Raw genomic sequence first — 17,622 nt, forward strand, 5'->3', positions numbered from 1 at the left:
CTATATATAGCAAGCACAATTAAGAACACAACGCTATTAATGGGCGATATTTTTCAAGCAGCATTTGGTTGATGATCTTGAATTCGTGCACAGTAATTAAGCCTTTCTGCAGCATGGCTTTAGCAATACACAGTGTAATATGGTAGGTCATTTCACGATCGAATTGTTCTGGTGTCATCATTATGTCTTCTCCTCTCCATGTGACTGTTTCATAAATCGAGCTTTGATATAGCACTCATGATTGCAGTATTTTCGCTTCTTATTTCCGTAACTTACAAACGACCTTCCGCATCCCACACATACAAAATGGTAGGCTGACTCTTGATTAACCACGTCATTATGGTGATTCCACCAAGTCATACGGCATTTATCCGAACAGAATTTACGCCGCTTCCTACCAGGCTGATGCTCTAATGACTTGCCGCAGTTTGGGCAGAGATTCAGAGCTTGTAGTTCATCCGTCACTTTTTGGTCAGTAACAAGAATACCGCCTAGGTTATTTCTCTGGCAGTAAGATTTAATGGTATTTTCCGATATGCCAAGGCGATCAGCTATCTTTGAGTAGCTCTTGCCCTCGTTACGCATACGTTGTATGCATTCCTTTTGAAACAACGTCATCGCGTTAATCTCCTTCGCACAAAGAGTAAGACCCGCAGAAATTACTCCGCAGGTCTCACATTCGTGTTCGTTTATTCGATTACAATTCTAATAGTTAAATCCAATTTAAATTTTTTCTTCTATTATAATAGGCTTCATATGTCGCCGAACCTCTTTTCAAAATCTGTCAGGGGTTTTGGCTCATCCTTTGGCGTTGCTAATTTAAGTCTTGCAAAGGGTGTCAGCCCAAAGTCCGCGCAGTATCGTTTGTAAATATCACTGTATTTATTAGCAATCGCCACATACGGGTTAGGGACCACATTTTTATTCCCACCTTTGTTAGTATAGGTCACTAACATTCCGTGTTTATCAATTTCCTGATAGGCCTTTAGGAATTTAGAATAGGCATCGCAGCAAATTGCCAAGGCCCCGACGTCCACATTGGTGAGAAGGTCCAATTCCAGCAACTCTTTGCTTAGAATCGCCCAGTGAGCTTTAGCCTCATCATCAAGCCAGTCTGGGCATTCCACGTTGTCTGCCTTGGGAACATATTTTGATTCCAATCGTTCACGCGCCTTGATTTCTGCTTTCGTTAAATGACTAGGATTTCCCCGTACAAGGTGGATTTTAAGTGGTTTCATTTGATTTTGTGCCATGATAAATACTCCCCTTTTTACATTATCGAACAATCAATCTATCGAGGAAATTTTAGTTTATCCCCCCGAGGGTCCCAGCCCGAAGTTTTTACGAGGTTTTGGCTGCTTTGGTCCAGCTGTAAAAAGTTGGCAAGAATTCGACCCCCTTTACCCCCTTCGGCTAATCCAAACTTTAGGTTAATGAATATTATTTCCTTTTTGGGTAACTCCATTGACTCTGGGTATTTTAACTGATTGAGGTTTATAGAGTATCTGATCTTTGTTTAACAAACATCTCTCAAAATCAATATCGAGTACTAATACCTTGTAGCGTATGTGATCCGATGGCAACCCAAGTCTCTCTTGCATAAAGGTTGCGCAATCTAATGCTTGTTCAAAAGTTAAAATATCTGGAAATGTGTGACTTCCGTTACCGGTTATGGTCACTTGACAACCAGTTTTACAAGGAGCTAGGTCTATATCAATAAATATATCTTTTTTAAGGGTACGTTTAAGTCCAGTTTTAGTCATCTCTGTTTATCCTTCCTTTCTAATATAGCGGGTAATACAAGAATGTTTGCGGGATTTGTTTTTTAATACCCGCAGCCCAAAGGCACTCGCCACAAGGGATTGCGGTTTGCGGGTATTGGCGGAATTGATTCGCTTCCCTTAGGGGTCTTATACATCTACGCGCACCCTCCTGCTTCTCTCACATATCAAACCTCTAAGGAAGGAAAAGAATACCCGCAAATACCGCAAATGGTTCAAACCCGCATCATTACCGTGTTTGCGTTGCGCGGTTTGCCGCGGGTATTGGTTTCCCAATACCGCAAATCCCGCTAAGTCTTAAGTTAGAAAATCATCTTCCTCGAATACATTATCAGTGAATGAGGATTCCAATAGATACTTTTTTTGTTTAGTATGGGAATCATAATTTTCATTTAGACGAATTCCGGCTTCAGCTAAATTACTCCTAACCTGCTTCAACCTTTTTGCTAATCCTTTAGCGCTTCGTGGCCAACTCCATGCCTTCACGTCGATTCCAACTCCATAGGCGATCTGGTTTAAAACAACTAGCAAATCCCCCGCAGTTCCCGCCCATTGTTGTTTGGAATTCATAAGCGACACTATTGCTATAGCCACTGGGTTTCCTGTCAAGGCTTCATCGTTAGCACTTTGCCGATTTGCCTCAAAGGCATTAATAAACTTTTCACCCCCACCTTGATACAGTGCTTCACCAATGGCATAACCCCATTTGGCAAAATCAGCCATTCTTGGGAGCTTGTTCAGTTTGACGCTTTGATAGATTTTCATAGCATCTGCTAGAACCTGGAACATTGCGCCTATAATCTTTGGTCTGACTTCCTCAAATGACCGCCAAAATTCTGATTCGCTAATACGTTGGTCTTCAGATATCCGCCGTAACTCAAAAAGGATTGCTCGATCCAGTAAATCCGGCCTTGTCGCTGGTTCATTAATCCCATTTAAGGATATACAGCGGCGGAAACTCAGAATGATTTCATCCGAATCTGTATATAATTCTCTTTTTGAAATACCGCCCCCCGTAGCTGCAACACAGAGAATATCAGATACTGTACCGGATAGACCATCTAAGTTATCAAAACTCGGCATCCAGTTTTTCGAGAGCAATAAAGCGAGTTCGCTCGTATCTTTCGGCATTAGCTGAAGTTCCTGAATCGCCGGATCAATCAATTTGCGCCGGATTTTCATAACCGTGGACTTAGACGCGCCCTTTTCATCATGCCAAATAGCTACTGCATGAGGAATACCGGGAATCAAACAACTAATCAACTCTACAATAAAAAGCAATTTTTGCCCTTCATCAGATAAATTTACTAGGTCCAATACCTTAAGAATTTCCGTTCCTTTAACTCGCTCCGGTATTACCTGCGCTGCCGTATTCGCTGCTTTACTAAACAGAGGTAGAGGCTTGTCCACAATCTTCCACGAGCCAGGTTCGATCTTGATGGCTTGCCAATCGTCGTTCGCTAAGTCATACCAGAAAGCGCCGTCCCGTTCAGCTACGCGTAGTGACAATTCAATTTTAAGTCCTTCAAACCTTGCCTTTGCTTCAAGAACACCTAATGCCTGCCTCAGAGCATCTGGAGAAATTGCTTTCCCGGTAGCTTGATAGAATTGTCCTGAAAGCCATAATTTAACTGCTTTTGCTTTTGTCGGCCAGGTTTCGGTATGGCCTTTCACCGGAAATCGAATATAAGTGGCAGACGCTGAATCATGGAAAACTTCAATATCGATGGCATTGATTAATTCTAAAAGAATATCCGCCTGACTTTGTTTGACGGATTTAGCTTCCTTACCTTGCCTCGACTTATCAGATGTCGTTAATCGTATCGACTGACTAGCCAATACAACAGGGCTTTTCACATTTTTAGTACACTTTTCACAATAACCCGGAAATTCAACCCTTATACGTTGACAGGTTGCCGGCCCAGCATCATTCATAGCGTGGAGGATTTTACGGTCTGTCTCTTGCCGATTGTAGTTAGGATAAGGCTGGCTGATATTGTGGGCGAGATCCACACCTTTATTCAAGCGAGCTAAAACTGAAATGGCAGCATACCACTCTGGTTCCGCTAAGGTTTCAGCATCATCCCGACAATGGCGAAGAAACGCACAATCGTTAAAAATGCTGTGCTCTACCCTATCCCTACCACCGGTAGAATCCCTAGAATCTTTGGTGGTTATATCCACAACGAGTTTCATGTCTACAAGTTGCTGAATGTTATACTTTCTTTCTGGTTCAAAGACTAAAATTCGCACGGGTATGGGCGTATCGCCTTTGCAGTTCATGGTCCCTGGCAAACGAAGGACTCTCGTTAGATCTGAAGTGTTGTCAAGCTTCCACCCGCGTTCAGCATAGTCCTTGATAAATCGTTGTTGCCACAAACGAGACATGTCTTGCGCCTTTTGCCGATCATCCTTACTCTCAAAGATCCAAGGCTTGTCGAAAAGCCAGTAGCAATGCATCCCACCACCCGAAAAGATAATAATCGATGGCTGATAAGGTAACGACTCCAACCATTCCCAAGCTTCATCAAAGGTCGGTAAGTTCTTCTGTTTATGGTAACCACCCTTACAATCAATATCACAATACAAACAGGTCATGGAATAAACACTGGTTAACGTTCCACGTTCATTCCCAGAGAGTACTTTGACTTGAGGACAGACGGGAAAATAAATATCTTGGAATTGTCCAAGCCTAACTGCCGCTTCCGCTATATTCCGGTGCTCTGCTAGTGGCCGCCAGAGGGTTTTCTTTTTCTTCAGTAACCAAATATAAGTGTATCCTTCCATCTCACCATAAATAGCCTGAAGGAACCTTAGGATTTCTGAAACTGCGTCTCCACTTGGTATCATTGATTCTGTCTCGATCAACAAAACACCTCATTTTCTACCTTGTTTTATTTTGCAGAGACTGTCTTCCAAATTCTAAAGCCCATAAAAAATGGGCCACTCTTCATCTGAGCAGCCCGATATTCTACATTACATTCTTGAATTAAAAACTTCGTCCAAGACATCCAAACGATACGTGCGAAGATTACCTAAGTCTGGGTCAGCGAATTTTTCAATGGGTATCTCTAATTTCTCGCTGAGCCATACAACCCTTTGTTCTATACCATAAACTTCACTAACATCAACCTTAAAGCCACGAAGACTACAGTAGCCAGCAATCGTAAAATAGGTAACAGGCTCCGTTTCTACCTTGGCGGCTAATCTTTTAATTTCTTCATCTTGCTGATACATTGTTTGTCGAATTTCTTTTGAAGATTGTAAGGAGGCAATGAGTATATCTTCGAGGCATGTTTGCTTATTTAGTGTTTTCATATATTTGAGTTCTCCTTTGTAGACTGAATTTATTGTGGTATAATTTAAATTAAGAGATAACTTATTGCCCTCGGCCTGCTAGCCCGGGTAATTTTTTTTTGCCTAAAAATGAACACTCTTCAATTCCCGACGCAACTGCTCGATCCCCTTTTGAAGTCCTTCCTTTAATCGTTCTGTGTCTTTACTTGTTCGTGGCGAATATGGCCAGAATGTTGTTGGGCTATATAACTCCTCAATGTCCTGCTCGTATCTTGCTAGAGCCTTTTTCTTGCGATTAATGGAACCCTTTTGCTTTTTACGGGCACGTATTTCCAGATTCAAGGTTAATAACCTCCTTTGTTTTTTAGCCACGTTCTCTTTTCTGTTAAATACTAATGGCGGGGGGATTTAATTGTCAAAGAACATAATGACTTAGCGAAAACCTCAACGTCATAGTTAATCGTTGTTTCGATTAACTATTATCTATAATAGTGTTTTCTTGACTGCTCGTCAACGATATGCGATAATAATTATACGACTTATGTATTATCTATTTTTTGAGCATTAACTATTATCAAATTGGAGTGATTTGAGTGGATGCTGTATTAGCATTTTATGGCCCGAATGAGTTTTTCATCTACGATGGTGGAACTATAGTTAATCCTATAGGAACCAATTTTATCGATTTCATCGAACTAGATTCCATGAATGAGTTAGCAAACTATACTTCTATGAGCAATCCCTACTTTAAATTATTTGAGAACTATAGCGAGTTCGAACGTAATACGAATTATATAATTGAAACCATTGATTACTTTAAAGATGCAGCAAGAATTGTTTTGTCTACAGAAATTGATGAACTTAAAGATTTAGACACTGATGCGAGATGTTATTTATTCGAACAATGTTTTCATAAAGATTTTTTTCAGACTAAGATCAACCATTATTTTGCATGGGTTTTTTCGGAAGATCATCCGCAACCAGATCCTACAGAAGCAAACAAATTGGGTACAGTAGTCCTTGATTTTAATAATAAAGAACAATGTCATGAAATCTTTAAGACTTTGGCAGATAGTGTTAAAGAATCCGTAATACAAGTAAATGAACAATTTCATGTACAAAATCTTAAAGAAGCTCTATTTGTGTCTTTTATGCACATGGTTAAAAACCAAGTAGTTCTGAAAAAATGCAAATGCTGCGGAAAGTATTTCATTCCCACTGGAAGGGCAGACAAAGAATATTGTGATAGAATTGCGCCTAATTCCAGTAAGACTTGCTATGAAGTAGGATCTATAAAAAAATATCATGAAAAGACTAAGAGCAACCCAGTATTACAATTATTTCAAAAAGAATACAAAAAAATTAACGCTAGAATTAGAGCAAAAAGGATTACACAGGAGCAATTCTTTAATTGGTCAACTAGTGCCCGTTCTTTAAGAGATGAAGCGGTAAGTAAAGATTTAAGCGTTGAAGAATTCAAACAGAAACTAGATGAACTTACAACCGAAATTTTGAGTAAATAGAGTATCGATCACGAAAGGCTCAGCAGTTTGTACTGCTGAGCCTTTTACATATTTTGGGGCGTATACGTTTGATTTTTCGATTTCTGTGATGATTTCAAAAACCCTAGCACCCAGTATTCATGGAGGTTTTAGATTTCCTATACCCCTTTTGAAAGTGCGAAAATTTGCATCTGGCTGAACATCCGGTAATGTTTTCAAAAGCCACAGCTATTTAACCCCCCTAGCCCCCTTCACCTCAGCCACCTGCCTAATTGAACATTTCATTTTGAAGGCTCAACCCTATCCCTAATATCCAACTACCAACTGTGCCATAAGCTGCCCTTTTTATTCCCTATGAATTGAAACCTGAAGAACAGAGGCTTTATGAAGATTGGGAGGCCGACGAATATAACCTAAACGTCTTGACCTTTACAAAACCAAACCCCTCCCCACCTGTAAAACCTGCGGAAACACCAATTTTTCACCTGCTGCAAGGTTTTGCAATATTTGTGGTACAGAGGTCAATAAGTTTACCACTAGAGGGATATTGCGCATTGTTTATTCGAAATTAACCAATGACAAAAACATCTGCCAATCCGGCCACTGGAATGACCGGAATGCCCGCTATTGTGATTTCTGCGGAGAGCCGACTTCCTTTATCGAAAGTTTACCTGCTTGTCAGTTGCAACGAGATAAATACATTAAGTCTTTGGTACAATTAGATTTCCAGAAAAAATAATTAATATATTATCTACAGTCCGTTAGCTTTGCCATTTATTTTTATTTTAGGAACCAGAGAGAATTTATGATTAAGTTCTAACTTCATAGCTAGCATATGCTCCGTACCATTTTCTGTACGATTGAAACCGAATCTTCGCCAGAAGTTTGCGGCTCTAATATTTTGCGCACGTAAATAAATTACATGGAAATCTGTTTGAGACAACTCTTTCCAAGGTACTTGGTTACTTATAATGAAACCGGGAATGTAAATCGTTTAAAGACAGTCTTGCTGAGCCTATGAATAACTATTGGGCACTTCATGCAAATAGTAGTATTTACCATCTTTTATAATAATCTGAACATCTTTGTCATATACCTCTTCAGGTTTATTAATCATTAATTGACTTTGTGTTGTTTGAGCATATATTTTTTTCCCCAGTCCATCCTCAAGCCCCCTATAATTTAAATTATCATCAATAAAACCGGGTATTGACGCAAAGAAACCTTCAATGCCTTTTTTGCTTCTTCGGTTCTTATTAACATCAATGCCATGCGACTCCACTTGTTTTTTATGCCATTCTTCTAATGCCGCCCTTATCTGATTTGATTGTTCCATATATGCGTTAAATATTGAATAACTCATCTCATTTGAGTTTTCTCCTTTACCAAGTAGATATGTCAACTTACTGATTTCTTCTAATACTGTCATCAATATTTGTTGATATTCGAGCAAAAGCCTGAAGTCATCTACTTTTTCTTGATACTCCCTGTAATCTGGTTTTTGATTTTTCTTTATTATTTCGTCGATAGCTAAATTAATCTGCTGAAGTAATTGAGTTCCTTCTCTCTCTAAATCATCTAAAGTATGCAGTTTTCGGTTTCGCAAATCATCGCTTTCCAAAATTTCCGAACTAAAATTAGATATTTTCCCCACTAAAGCAATCAATGATAGAATCCGACTTTTAAATTCTCTCTCTTGAAAATCACTAATCTTATTTACACTCTTGCTTAAAGCTTCAATCTTGGAATTAATTTCTGACATATAGTATTGACCAACAACCAAAGAGCCAACATTCATTACATTTGCAACACCATTAGCTACCGTGGTAGCTTTAGAAATTTTCGTAGGGTCTACTTTAACTAAATTTGCTTGTCCCTTAATTCCTTTTGCTCCTCGATAAAAACCTCGCACAGCGCCTTCCATTTGTTTAGATTCTGCAAGGGTAGCACCACTGGGGATAACCGCCTTGTATAATTCAACATTTTTAAGTGCTTTGTTTGTGATTGTTTTTGCTACGGTTTCTGCTGCGGTCGGTATTGTCTCTGAAATTCGAGCAATTACTGTATGGTCAGTAATTTCAAACAGACTCTTTTCCTCAATTTTAGTCGTCGCAGATAGTCGTTCTATAGGTATAGTTATTCCGTCTCTTTGCACACGTTCTACCTCAAGTCCTTCAGAAGTAGTTGAAGCAGATTTTTCAGCACTTAGAACATCATTGCCATTGAAAATAGCTTTTCTTCTTGAATGAATTACTAAGACAACAATTAAAGCAACGATTATTATTGTTAATATTACTACCAGCAAAATATCCATGATTTCATCCTCCCAACCGGGTGTCGAATTGACAACGTATCGTGTAGTTATCTCCAACAAGCTAAATTTCGAATTGCAAAAACGGTCTTCGCCATCGGCATAATAAAACAAATCTGCGAGTCGATAGATTTTTCGTTCGTCATCACTCATTACTGCAGTCACCAAAACAACCTCATATTGTTGCGGGTGTTCTTCGGCAAAGTTCAGTTCATTTTCTGTAATTACAAATGAAATTCCCGTCCCGGCAGTGGACTTTATTTCAACATAAACAGTTTCGCCCTTTTCGTTGGTATACTTTAGGTCATAACCCAAACCGCCAATACCATCTGGGTTGACCCCCACTTTTTTTCGTTTTCCGAAACCCATAATACATTCTGGAAGTCTGATTTCATTTGTTCGTATACGAGTTTTTCGGCAAATGCACCCCAATCTGAGATATTACGTTCTCGCTTCATTCCCGCCATACGGCTTCCAGTGCTATTCTGGCGTCAATCAAAATTTTAGAGCATTGGTATTATAAAGAAGCGGCACAACAGTAATCGTGCCGCTCCAAAAGTTAACCTATTGATCAGTCGGCTCCGCAATCTCCCTCCCCCTTTTGCGCTTTTTTTGGCTTTGTGCTATTATTTCCAGATGCGAATAAGGCTCTCATAGCCCATTCCGCTAACTGTTCTCTGTTTTCCAAAATATCAACGGGAACCTCATAATATGACATTACCATGGGCTTGTCATCAAATGGTTTGAATGGTTTCATTCCTGCGATTATATAATCTGACTTATTTGAGTCATCAACTTTAAAATAAAGAATGTCATAGGCAAGTAAACCGAAAATCAAACCGTCATAGTAAATACCCGCTCCGCCAAACATCTTTTTGACAGTAACACACCCTAATTTTCCAAGCTGGTCGACTACATATTCTTTGTAACCTCCGCTAACTGACATGATGCTCCTCCAGTATTGGGGTTTATCCGGATGTCTTAGTGTAGGAGCGTAACATAACAACTCCGATCCCTCGGCCCGTCAAATTCACAAAAATATATGCCTTGCCAGCGGCCCAGGAGTAATTTTCCGTTATTAACAATTACGGTCTGTGATGGCCCTACGGTACTGGCTTTCAAGTGAGCAGCGGAGTTACCTTCGATGTGACGATCTTTTGGAGCATCCCATGGATAGATCTCATCAAGTCTCCGAAGAAAATCTCTTTGTACATCCGGATCAGCATTTTCGTTGATAGTTATTCCTGCAGTTGTGTGGGGACAATAGACTATTACAAGACCATCCTGGATATTTTGGGTAGTCACAAAGTTTTGTACGTGGGCTGTTATATCGATCATTTCATCATGCTTTTTGGTTTTAATTTGTATCTCATGGATCATTTATGTTCCCTCACTACTTACAGATTCAATTCACCCAATACATCGCTAAGCTTACCAAGTTCTTCTTTGGTAAGCGTTACAGCATTACCCATCTTAGAATGATCTGGGGACCATATTTTCTATTACGTTATTAATCTTTAGCCGCATCATGATTATTGTTTACCTATAACCAAGATGCTGGTTTAAAGCCAATCCCTCCTGTAAACCATTTGGGAATATATATAACAGCCGTTTTCTATCAAACGCTGGATTAACGTCATGGATAATGCTGTGATGATTTGGACAAACAATCAGCTGATTATCAGAATCGTTGTTAAGGCTATGTACAAAGTAATCGATATGATGTGCCTCAACAATCTGTGAACCATATTCTTCACCGCTGTTCTTACCACAGATTTGACAGCGGTAATTATAGAGTAACTTCAAATTATCCCCGATCTTCTTATTCAGCTTACGTAACTTTACAATACGCTCTGTCTCATATATGGCAGATTTTTCATCAACCATATCATAATTAAATCGAGCTTCTAGAATTCGCTCCTGCTGGTTTTTAACAACATCTTTTAGAGCAACTATATCATCGGCCACGATTGTTTCAAGTAAGTAGGTATCCTCATATTCCGTAGTATATATTGCTAGATACTCTTTACAATCATCCGGCAAATGAATCATAGTTCTGTCACCGGCTTCCCGAATCTGTCTTTTTGCACAAATAAATTGATAACTCTTTATAAAATGAGATTTTAAGGCGTTGGAAAGTTCACCGTTGGGCGAATACATGATTTGCAGAGTATCCTTTCTACGGTTAAACTTTGGATCGAAGTTTACATTCGTTATCTTGGCTTTATAACTCTGTCCATCTAAATACAATGTTATATTTCTAGATTCGCCCCTAGATAAAAGCCTATCTATATTACGGCCAAAAACCACTTGATTATCAACAGGTAAAGTAAGCCCTTCCTTTAATAAGGACCAGTCTACCTCTTTCTTATAGACATAGTTTTCGGCGGTATCCACTTAAGTAACCTCCACTATCTGATTATTTATAAAATCAGCTTATTATCTGAACCGCATTCTCTCTAATTTGTTTTACCACTTCGATAATCTGTTTCTGCTTCGTCCCATCAAACAGCTTCATCAAGCTTTGTGGTTTGTCAAACGGCGGCTTCGTGAGTTCGATTGGATTTTCTATATACCCGTTCTGTACTATGTAATCAATGACCTTTTTCACAAAAACAATTTGAGACTGAGTAAGTGACTGGCCATTGATAAATTCTGAAAATGCATTATGCGCAGCGTCATAATCCAGCTTAGCAATCTTTCTCACAAGTAATCCAAACGGTGTATCTCGGAATTCTCTCTTATAATCATCTGCCGTTCCTAGTTCTCCGGTGAAAATATGCTCCAGACTCTGATAATCCAGTGCAGAAAGGGGAATGTTGTTACGCAATTTATAAATGGCAATCTGATCACGGTTATTTTCTATGTAACGGTTGACCTTTAGTTTGTAGTCCTCAAAGTCATAGGCCGGATCTATACCTTCCCCTTCTTTAACCATGAGTATTTCATCAGCAAGGTTTGTATAAATTGGATTTATCTTGTCATCATCGATAATAAACTTAATCAAATCACGTAATTCAAAACGTACTTTTTCAAATGTCAATACGTTTGGGTTCTGCCAAAATTCGTCAGTACCTATCGTATTGATGAGTTCTAGCTTTTCTTTAATTTGCGGTATGGTAGCCCGGTTAGCAAGAGCAAAGCTTGTATTGATAAGCTGCTTTTTACCTTTCTTAAACTGGGGCAATCCTTCAATTTGGGCCAGCATTATTCCGTACATTAAATTGTCAAATCGTTTGGCTGATTCGTCCGTATCATCCATATAAACAATAGGTGCAAGATGAGCTATCAGGTTGTGTTTGTGGATATCCGAAAGACTGACAAAGGCTTCCGCATGTTTATATTTCTCTATATGTTGAAGCTGCAATTTCACCGATACCAGCTCAGTATTTAATGCATTTATCTGCTGCAAAACCAATTCTATCAATCCAGAACGCATTACTTGATACGGCTCATCAATAAATGCTGACTGCTGCAGGTGGTGAATTAAACGCACCCGTTTTGAAAATATTGCCTCAGAAAGACTGAGAGTTTCGTTACCCGGTAAGCCTTCTTTATGTTGACGGAAAAACTCAAAATTTCCGAGATAGTCAAAAATCACAAAATGAGTTTTGTCCTGTCCGTCTCCAGACAAGTTTTTACAAAGTCTTGTACCACGGCCAATCATTTGCCAGAACTTCGTTTTCGAGCGAACTCGCTTAAAGAAGACCAAATTGACAAGCTCCGGCACATCAATGCCGGTATCCAGCATGTCCACAGACACAGCAATGTGGGGTTCTTTTTCAGCTACCTTGAAATCGTCAATAATACTTTGAGCATAACTATCATCACAGATAACACGCTTAGCAAAACTGCCGTGATACTGCGGATAGAGTTTATCAAAACGCTGGATTATATATTCGGCGTGTTTTTTGTTTTGAGCAAAGATGATAGTTTTCCCTAATCTGTCACCGCCAGCAACTTTAATCCCTTTTGTCATTAAGTCTTCCATGACCATATCAACTGTCGCTTGATTAAAGATGAACTCATTAACCGCCGGAGAAGGAATGAAATCAGGCATCTCGCCATCTTCATCGACGAAATCTTCCTCGTAACGTGCCTTACCCTCATCTGAGAGTTCATCGTATACAATGCCCTTCTCCAAGAACTTTGTTTTCACTTCAATATTATAGTAGGGAATTAAAACATGATCCTTTTCCACTGCAGTTTCATAATCATAGGCATAAGTCGGGACACCTTTTTCCATTTCAAAGAAGTCATAGGTATTCCGATCGACCTCAGTCTTGGGGGTCGCTGTCAAACCAACTAATAGTCCATCAAAATACTCAAAAATAGCACGATACTTCTTAAAGATACTTCTGTGGGCCTCATCAATCACTATCAAATCAAAATGGGCAGGAGTAAACAGGCGCTTACCATCGTCGCTCTTCGCGGAATCTATCGAATTAAGCATCGTCGGATAAGTTGAAAAGACAATACGTGAGGTCTTATCATCTTTATTACTTAGAAGGTTACACAGAGACATATCCGGTAAATAGTTTTTAAAATCATCTTTAGCTTGTTTAACCAAGGCAGTTCTGTCTGCTAAGAATAATGTATTGGTTACATAACCGCCGCGAGATAATACATCGGTTAAGCTGGATGCGGTTCTTGTTTTTCCAGTTCCGGTAGCCATAACTAGCAAGCTTTTTCTGTGTCCAGTTGTAATGTTTTCGCACACTGCTCGGATCGCTTCTTTTTGGTAGTAACGATCGGTGATTTTATCGTCAATGACCACCTCATCTAAGGCTTTCCGTTCATTTCTACTATTCATTAGCTTTTCGAGGTCAGCTTTGGAAAATAGTCCGCTCACTCTGCGCTTTGGTGAGGATACATCATCCCATAGATAAGTCTCAAAGCCATTGGTGGTAAACATCATGGGCCGTCTGCCCGTCATTTTCTCCAAACAGTCAGCATATAACTTGGCTTGATGAGTGCCAATCTTCGGATCTTTTGAAGTACGTTTGGCTTCGATAATGGCAAGGGGGAGTCCGTCTTTGCCGTAAAGCACATAATCGGCTTTGCCAATTCCTTCAGTATTAGGCATCCCGTAAAGCTCCACTTCTTCCCGCACATCATCGCCAAATATCCAGCCCAAAAGCTTTAGGTCTACATCAATATATTTTTTACGGGTGAGAAATTCTGAAATATCCTTGGCAGTAAACTTGCGTTCTTCTTTATGTTGCTCTTTATCAGCTGTAAGCCGCTCACTCATGGCGGCGATCTTGGCGCGTAATGCTTCTATTTCGGAGTCTTTTTCTTTGATTTTCTCTTCATCAATTATGACCTTTTCAGAAGGAATACTACCTTCATTGAAATGGCGCTCTAGATAATTTGAACCATAGCAATAATCAATCCACTGCACAAACTCAAACAATGAAGAAAGTGATAGGATTGCATCACTACGGCTAATGGCTTTTTCAGTATGTACAGCAAGGTTGCCCAACTTAATCATATAGGGCAGCTTGCTCCAGGTTTGAATATCCATTGCAAATCTGAATGATGGTTCGTGAATCAATGCCTGCAAATTATCCCTATAGGGCATAGAGATAGTGTTATCAGCAGAATAAACCCATTTTACCGCAAGTTCTAAAGCCTTACGGCTCCCCACCGATGCCATTGCAGGAGATGTGGCTAACACCCTCTCAGCTTCTATGCAAGCAGGAGCAAATAACATATATTCAGTTTGTCCTTGTAGGAAATCAAAGTTTGCAGACATTAAATCACCTCAGTATTTAATCAAAATACGTGCTCATCAAGCTGTCAAACAGGTATTGAGTTTCGTTAAGTACTTTTTTAACAAGGGATTTTTGTTCTTCGATTTTATTGACGATTTCGGCGAATTTACATTGTAGGTTAATATCAGGTATCAATAATGGAAAGTTTTTCAGTTGTTTAGAGTTTATCGTAGCAATACCGGTCGTTTGTTTAGCTGCTTTTAAGAAATATTTTTTTCCATAAAAACTTCCAATAAGGAAACTCGCATATTCTGGTAGAACTAGTTTCTGATTAAGTCGTACTCTGAAAATATGATTTTGATGTATACAAACTGGAATTTCACCCTTCCAAATGGCACATCTTCCAAGTTTATCGGGGTCTCCACCTTCAGTCATTAAAAGATCTCCATTTACAAGTATGTACTTTTCTATTTCAGAGTTGGCGACATCCAGTTCCTTTATCTCATTTAAATTTAGGTGTCCGTCCTGTACATTAGCAACTCGCATATAAGCTATTGGAACTAGGTTTACCTCACTTATTTTCCTTCCTTTGGTTATACCTGATACTATGTCAGCAGTGTCCCCTAATAAATTAGTTCTCCAACCATAAGAATTGTGATCCGGATCACCGAACATATCATAAAAGGTGGACTTAATTAGGTTATCCATCTCTGCAAGCTGCTGTTTACGCATGGTAAGCAGTTCTGCGGCAGTGCCTAAGGTTTTGGCAATTTGCTTTTGAGTTTCGAAGGGTGGGAGAGGGATACTCATTCTTCTCATTGCAGCTTGATTTAGTTTGGCTCTGGTGGTTCCACTTATAATTCTAGTAACATCATAAAACATAATTGAATAACAAAGATAATCAATGTCCATCATAGGCTTTGCTTTTAATACATGAGCATGGTTATTTACCCAACACTTGCCAGACACTCTATAGGCTATGGGCTTTGTTTTTGAGCCAAAATTACCTCCATCCTCAGCAAGTAAAACGAGTTCATCATCAAAGATATAATCATTAACATAGTCTTGAACACCATTTGCCCCATAGTATGGATAAATCCCACTTTTACGGTCTGAAGCAGTAACTGGAACTCTCATTGAATCTAATATTTCACATACTTCTTCAAGCCTAGCCATTTCCCACTTACCCACCTATAAGCCCCCTCAACTCCTCCATTTTGGAAGCAATATCAAGACTCAGCTTATCAAGACGTTCCATAATTACTTTAGGCGGGTCATACTCCACCTTTTCATGAACAACCTCTTTATATCGATTGATGGATAAATCATACCCATTCTCTTCAATAGCAGACTTCCCTACAAAAAAACTCTGTTCAGTCGGCTTACGGTCCGCTTCACTCTCAAGATCATGGAAACGGGCAATGATATCCGGAATATCATTGGCTTCAATAGCCGAACGTTTATCATCTAAAGAAAAGCCATCGGCCTTCATGTCATAAAACCACACTTTATCAGTACCGCCCGCACCTGTTTTTGTAAACACAAGTATGGCAGTGCTTACGCCAGCATAAGGCTTAAATACACCACTGGGCATAGAAATAACAGCCTGCAGCATATGATTTTCAACTAACTCTTTACGAAGGGCTTTATGTGCCTTAGTTGTGCCAAACAAAACGCCGTCCGGCACAATACAAGAACAGCGGCCACCTTTTCGCAGCATTCGCAAAAACAGTGCTACAAATAAAAGCTCTGTCTTCTTGGTATCGCAGACTACCTTCAGATTATCGTTTATACTCTCGGCATCAACAGTCCCGGTAAACGGTGGATTGGCAAGGATTATATCATAAGTTGAAGAGACACCATTTTGCTTCGAAACACTGTCAACATAATCTATATGTGGCTTGGTAATTGAATGAAGCATTAAATTCATAGCCGAAAGTCGCAACATGGTCCTATCAGTATCAAAACCTGTAAACATATCGCCCGCAAAATCTTCCCATTGCTCACCTGTCATTTCAGCTTCAAAATGCTCACGAATGTACTCCGCAGAGGATACCAAGAAACCAGCAGTGCCACAGGCCGGGTCACATATTTTGTCTTTAGGAGTTGGCGCTAGTAATCGTACCATCATATCACGGATGTGTTTAGGTGTTCTAAACTGACCGTTTTGGCCAGCCGTTGCCAGCTTACCCAGCATATACTCGTAAAGATCACCTTGCATATCAAGGTCTTTAATATCGTGCTCGTACAGCTCATCTAATCCAGTAATAATCTTTTGCAAAACTTGAGGAGTTGGAATTAAAAACATTGCATCTTGCATGTATCGAGAGAAAGCGGTAGTATTTTCTCCATTCATCCCCTTGATAAATGGAAATACCTTTGTACCAACAATATCATAAATCTCACGAGAATCTTTAGTTTTGAATTTACTCCAACGCATGGACTGTCCAATTTCATCTTGTGGGAAGATTTTTGGCATCGTTTGGCCACTAAGAGCTTCGAAACTCTCGTTTTCCAATTCCTTTTCATCCAAAGAGCGAATGAACATTAAATATGTCAGTTGTTCGATAACCGTTAGTGGATTACTGATACCACCAGCCCACATATCCGTCCATATTTTATCAACCTTGTTGCGAATTTCTCCTGTCAGCACTTCTTTTGCTCCAATCTCTGTTGAATATAAATTTAATTATACCACTGCTTCTGGACAAATTGTTATAAAAAGGCATCAGCGTTTTCTGCCTATATAAGTAAAAATCCAGAGCATGTTGCCGCTCTGGATTCCGTTTCATCTTTTTAACTACCCGCAAAGCCGTTTAGATTATTTGGTTTTTAACCCCGCTCCATTTTCATCCTACTTTTCAGTCTTCCCATTGCATAGTTTAGTTTGAGGTAATTTTCTCGGACTAATTCCACTTTCACCCTTTACTTCCCGTGTTGCCATAAGTTACACCTGTTTATCGTCAAATTCCAGGGAGGACCAGATCCTCGCAAGCAGAGTGAGGTGAACACAG

At 39.5% G+C, this 17,622-nt stretch carries 15 protein-coding genes; 1 reads left to right on the top strand and 14 read right to left on the bottom strand.

Going from position 1 to position 17,622, the window contains the following annotated elements; genetic code table 11:
* Positions 1 to 19: 19 nt before the first annotated feature.
* From B5Y67_RS25395 to B5Y67_RS15695, 7 genes are all read right to left on the bottom strand, one after another.
* Complete coding sequence (locus B5Y67_RS25395; RefSeq protein WP_170932708.1) at positions 20 to 181, bottom strand: SHOCT domain-containing protein; 162 nt, start codon at positions 179 to 181, stop codon at positions 20 to 22.
* Positions 181 to 618, bottom strand: a complete 438-nt coding sequence (locus B5Y67_RS15665; protein ID WP_088227363.1) for a helix-turn-helix domain-containing protein — start codon at positions 616 to 618, stop codon at positions 181 to 183. The genes B5Y67_RS25395 and B5Y67_RS15665 overlap by 1 nt, the downstream gene beginning before the upstream one ends.
* Before the next feature lie 134 nt (positions 619 to 752).
* Positions 753 to 1,253, bottom strand: a complete 501-nt coding sequence (locus tag B5Y67_RS15670) for a phage terminase small subunit P27 family (RefSeq protein ID WP_088227364.1) — start codon at positions 1,251 to 1,253, stop codon at positions 753 to 755.
* 177 nt (positions 1,254 to 1,430) lie between these two features.
* Positions 1,431 to 1,763, bottom strand: coding sequence for a hypothetical protein (locus B5Y67_RS15680; protein ID WP_088227366.1), 333 nt, complete (start codon positions 1,761 to 1,763; stop codon positions 1,431 to 1,433).
* A 315-nt stretch (positions 1,764 to 2,078) separates the two neighbouring features.
* Positions 2,079 to 4,649 (bottom strand): hypothetical protein, encoded by a 2,571-nt coding sequence (locus tag B5Y67_RS15685; RefSeq protein ID WP_088227367.1) that lies wholly within the window; start codon positions 4,647 to 4,649, stop codon positions 2,079 to 2,081.
* 108 nt (positions 4,650 to 4,757) lie between these two features.
* The gene (locus B5Y67_RS15690) at positions 4,758 to 5,099 is read right to left on the bottom strand and encodes a hypothetical protein (RefSeq protein WP_088227368.1); all 342 of its coding nucleotides are present in this window, start codon (positions 5,097 to 5,099) and stop codon (positions 4,758 to 4,760) included.
* Positions 5,100 to 5,201: 102 nt separating this feature from the next.
* Positions 5,202 to 5,420 carry a hypothetical protein gene (locus B5Y67_RS15695; protein ID WP_088227369.1) on the bottom strand — a complete coding sequence of 73 codons (219 nt, stop codon included), beginning with the start codon at positions 5,418 to 5,420 and terminating at the stop codon, positions 5,202 to 5,204.
* Between the two features lie 251 nt (positions 5,421 to 5,671).
* Here B5Y67_RS15695 and B5Y67_RS15700 point away from each other — a divergent pair, with 251 nt between their 5' ends.
* Positions 5,672 to 6,601 (top strand): DUF6076 domain-containing protein, encoded by a 930-nt coding sequence (locus tag B5Y67_RS15700; protein ID WP_088227370.1) that lies wholly within the window; start codon positions 5,672 to 5,674, stop codon positions 6,599 to 6,601.
* 994 nt (positions 6,602 to 7,595) lie between these two features.
* On the opposite strand, the gene B5Y67_RS15705 is transcribed toward B5Y67_RS15700, so the two are convergent.
* The 7 genes from B5Y67_RS15705 to B5Y67_RS15735 all read right to left on the bottom strand — a co-directional run bounded on the left by B5Y67_RS15705 (position 7,596) and on the right by B5Y67_RS15735 (position 17,261).
* Entirely contained in the window at positions 7,596 to 9,260 is a 1,665-nt protein-coding gene (locus B5Y67_RS15705) for a DUF3883 domain-containing protein (RefSeq protein ID WP_088227371.1), read from the bottom strand.
* 202 nt (positions 9,261 to 9,462) lie between these two features.
* Positions 9,463 to 9,837 (bottom strand): TfoX/Sxy family protein, encoded by a 375-nt coding sequence (locus B5Y67_RS15710; protein ID WP_088227372.1) that lies wholly within the window; start codon positions 9,835 to 9,837, stop codon positions 9,463 to 9,465.
* A gap of 35 nt (positions 9,838 to 9,872) precedes the next feature.
* Positions 9,873 to 10,271 (bottom strand): secondary thiamine-phosphate synthase enzyme YjbQ, encoded by a 399-nt coding sequence (locus B5Y67_RS15715; protein WP_088227373.1) that lies wholly within the window; start codon positions 10,269 to 10,271, stop codon positions 9,873 to 9,875.
* A 159-nt stretch (positions 10,272 to 10,430) separates the two neighbouring features.
* Complete coding sequence (locus tag B5Y67_RS15720; protein WP_088227374.1) at positions 10,431 to 11,288, bottom strand: HNH endonuclease; 858 nt, start codon at positions 11,286 to 11,288, stop codon at positions 10,431 to 10,433.
* 34 nt (positions 11,289 to 11,322) lie between these two features.
* Positions 11,323 to 14,649, bottom strand: coding sequence for a DEAD/DEAH box helicase family protein (locus tag B5Y67_RS15725; RefSeq protein ID WP_088227375.1), 3,327 nt, complete (start codon positions 14,647 to 14,649; stop codon positions 11,323 to 11,325).
* A 16-nt stretch (positions 14,650 to 14,665) separates the two neighbouring features.
* The gene (locus tag B5Y67_RS15730; RefSeq protein WP_088227376.1) at positions 14,666 to 15,799 is read right to left on the bottom strand and encodes a restriction endonuclease subunit S; all 1,134 of its coding nucleotides are present in this window, start codon (positions 15,797 to 15,799) and stop codon (positions 14,666 to 14,668) included.
* Positions 15,792 to 17,261: a class I SAM-dependent DNA methyltransferase gene (locus B5Y67_RS15735; protein WP_088227377.1), complete on the bottom strand. Its 1,470-nt coding sequence runs from the start codon at positions 17,259 to 17,261 to the stop codon at positions 15,792 to 15,794. Before B5Y67_RS15735 ends, B5Y67_RS15730 begins: the two co-directional genes overlap by 8 nt.
* Between the last annotated feature and the right edge of the window lie 361 nt (positions 17,262 to 17,622).

The organism is Desulfosporosinus sp. FKB, from assembly GCF_002196705.1.
Classification (GTDB): domain Bacteria; phylum Bacillota; class Desulfitobacteriia; order Desulfitobacteriales; family Desulfitobacteriaceae; genus Desulfosporosinus.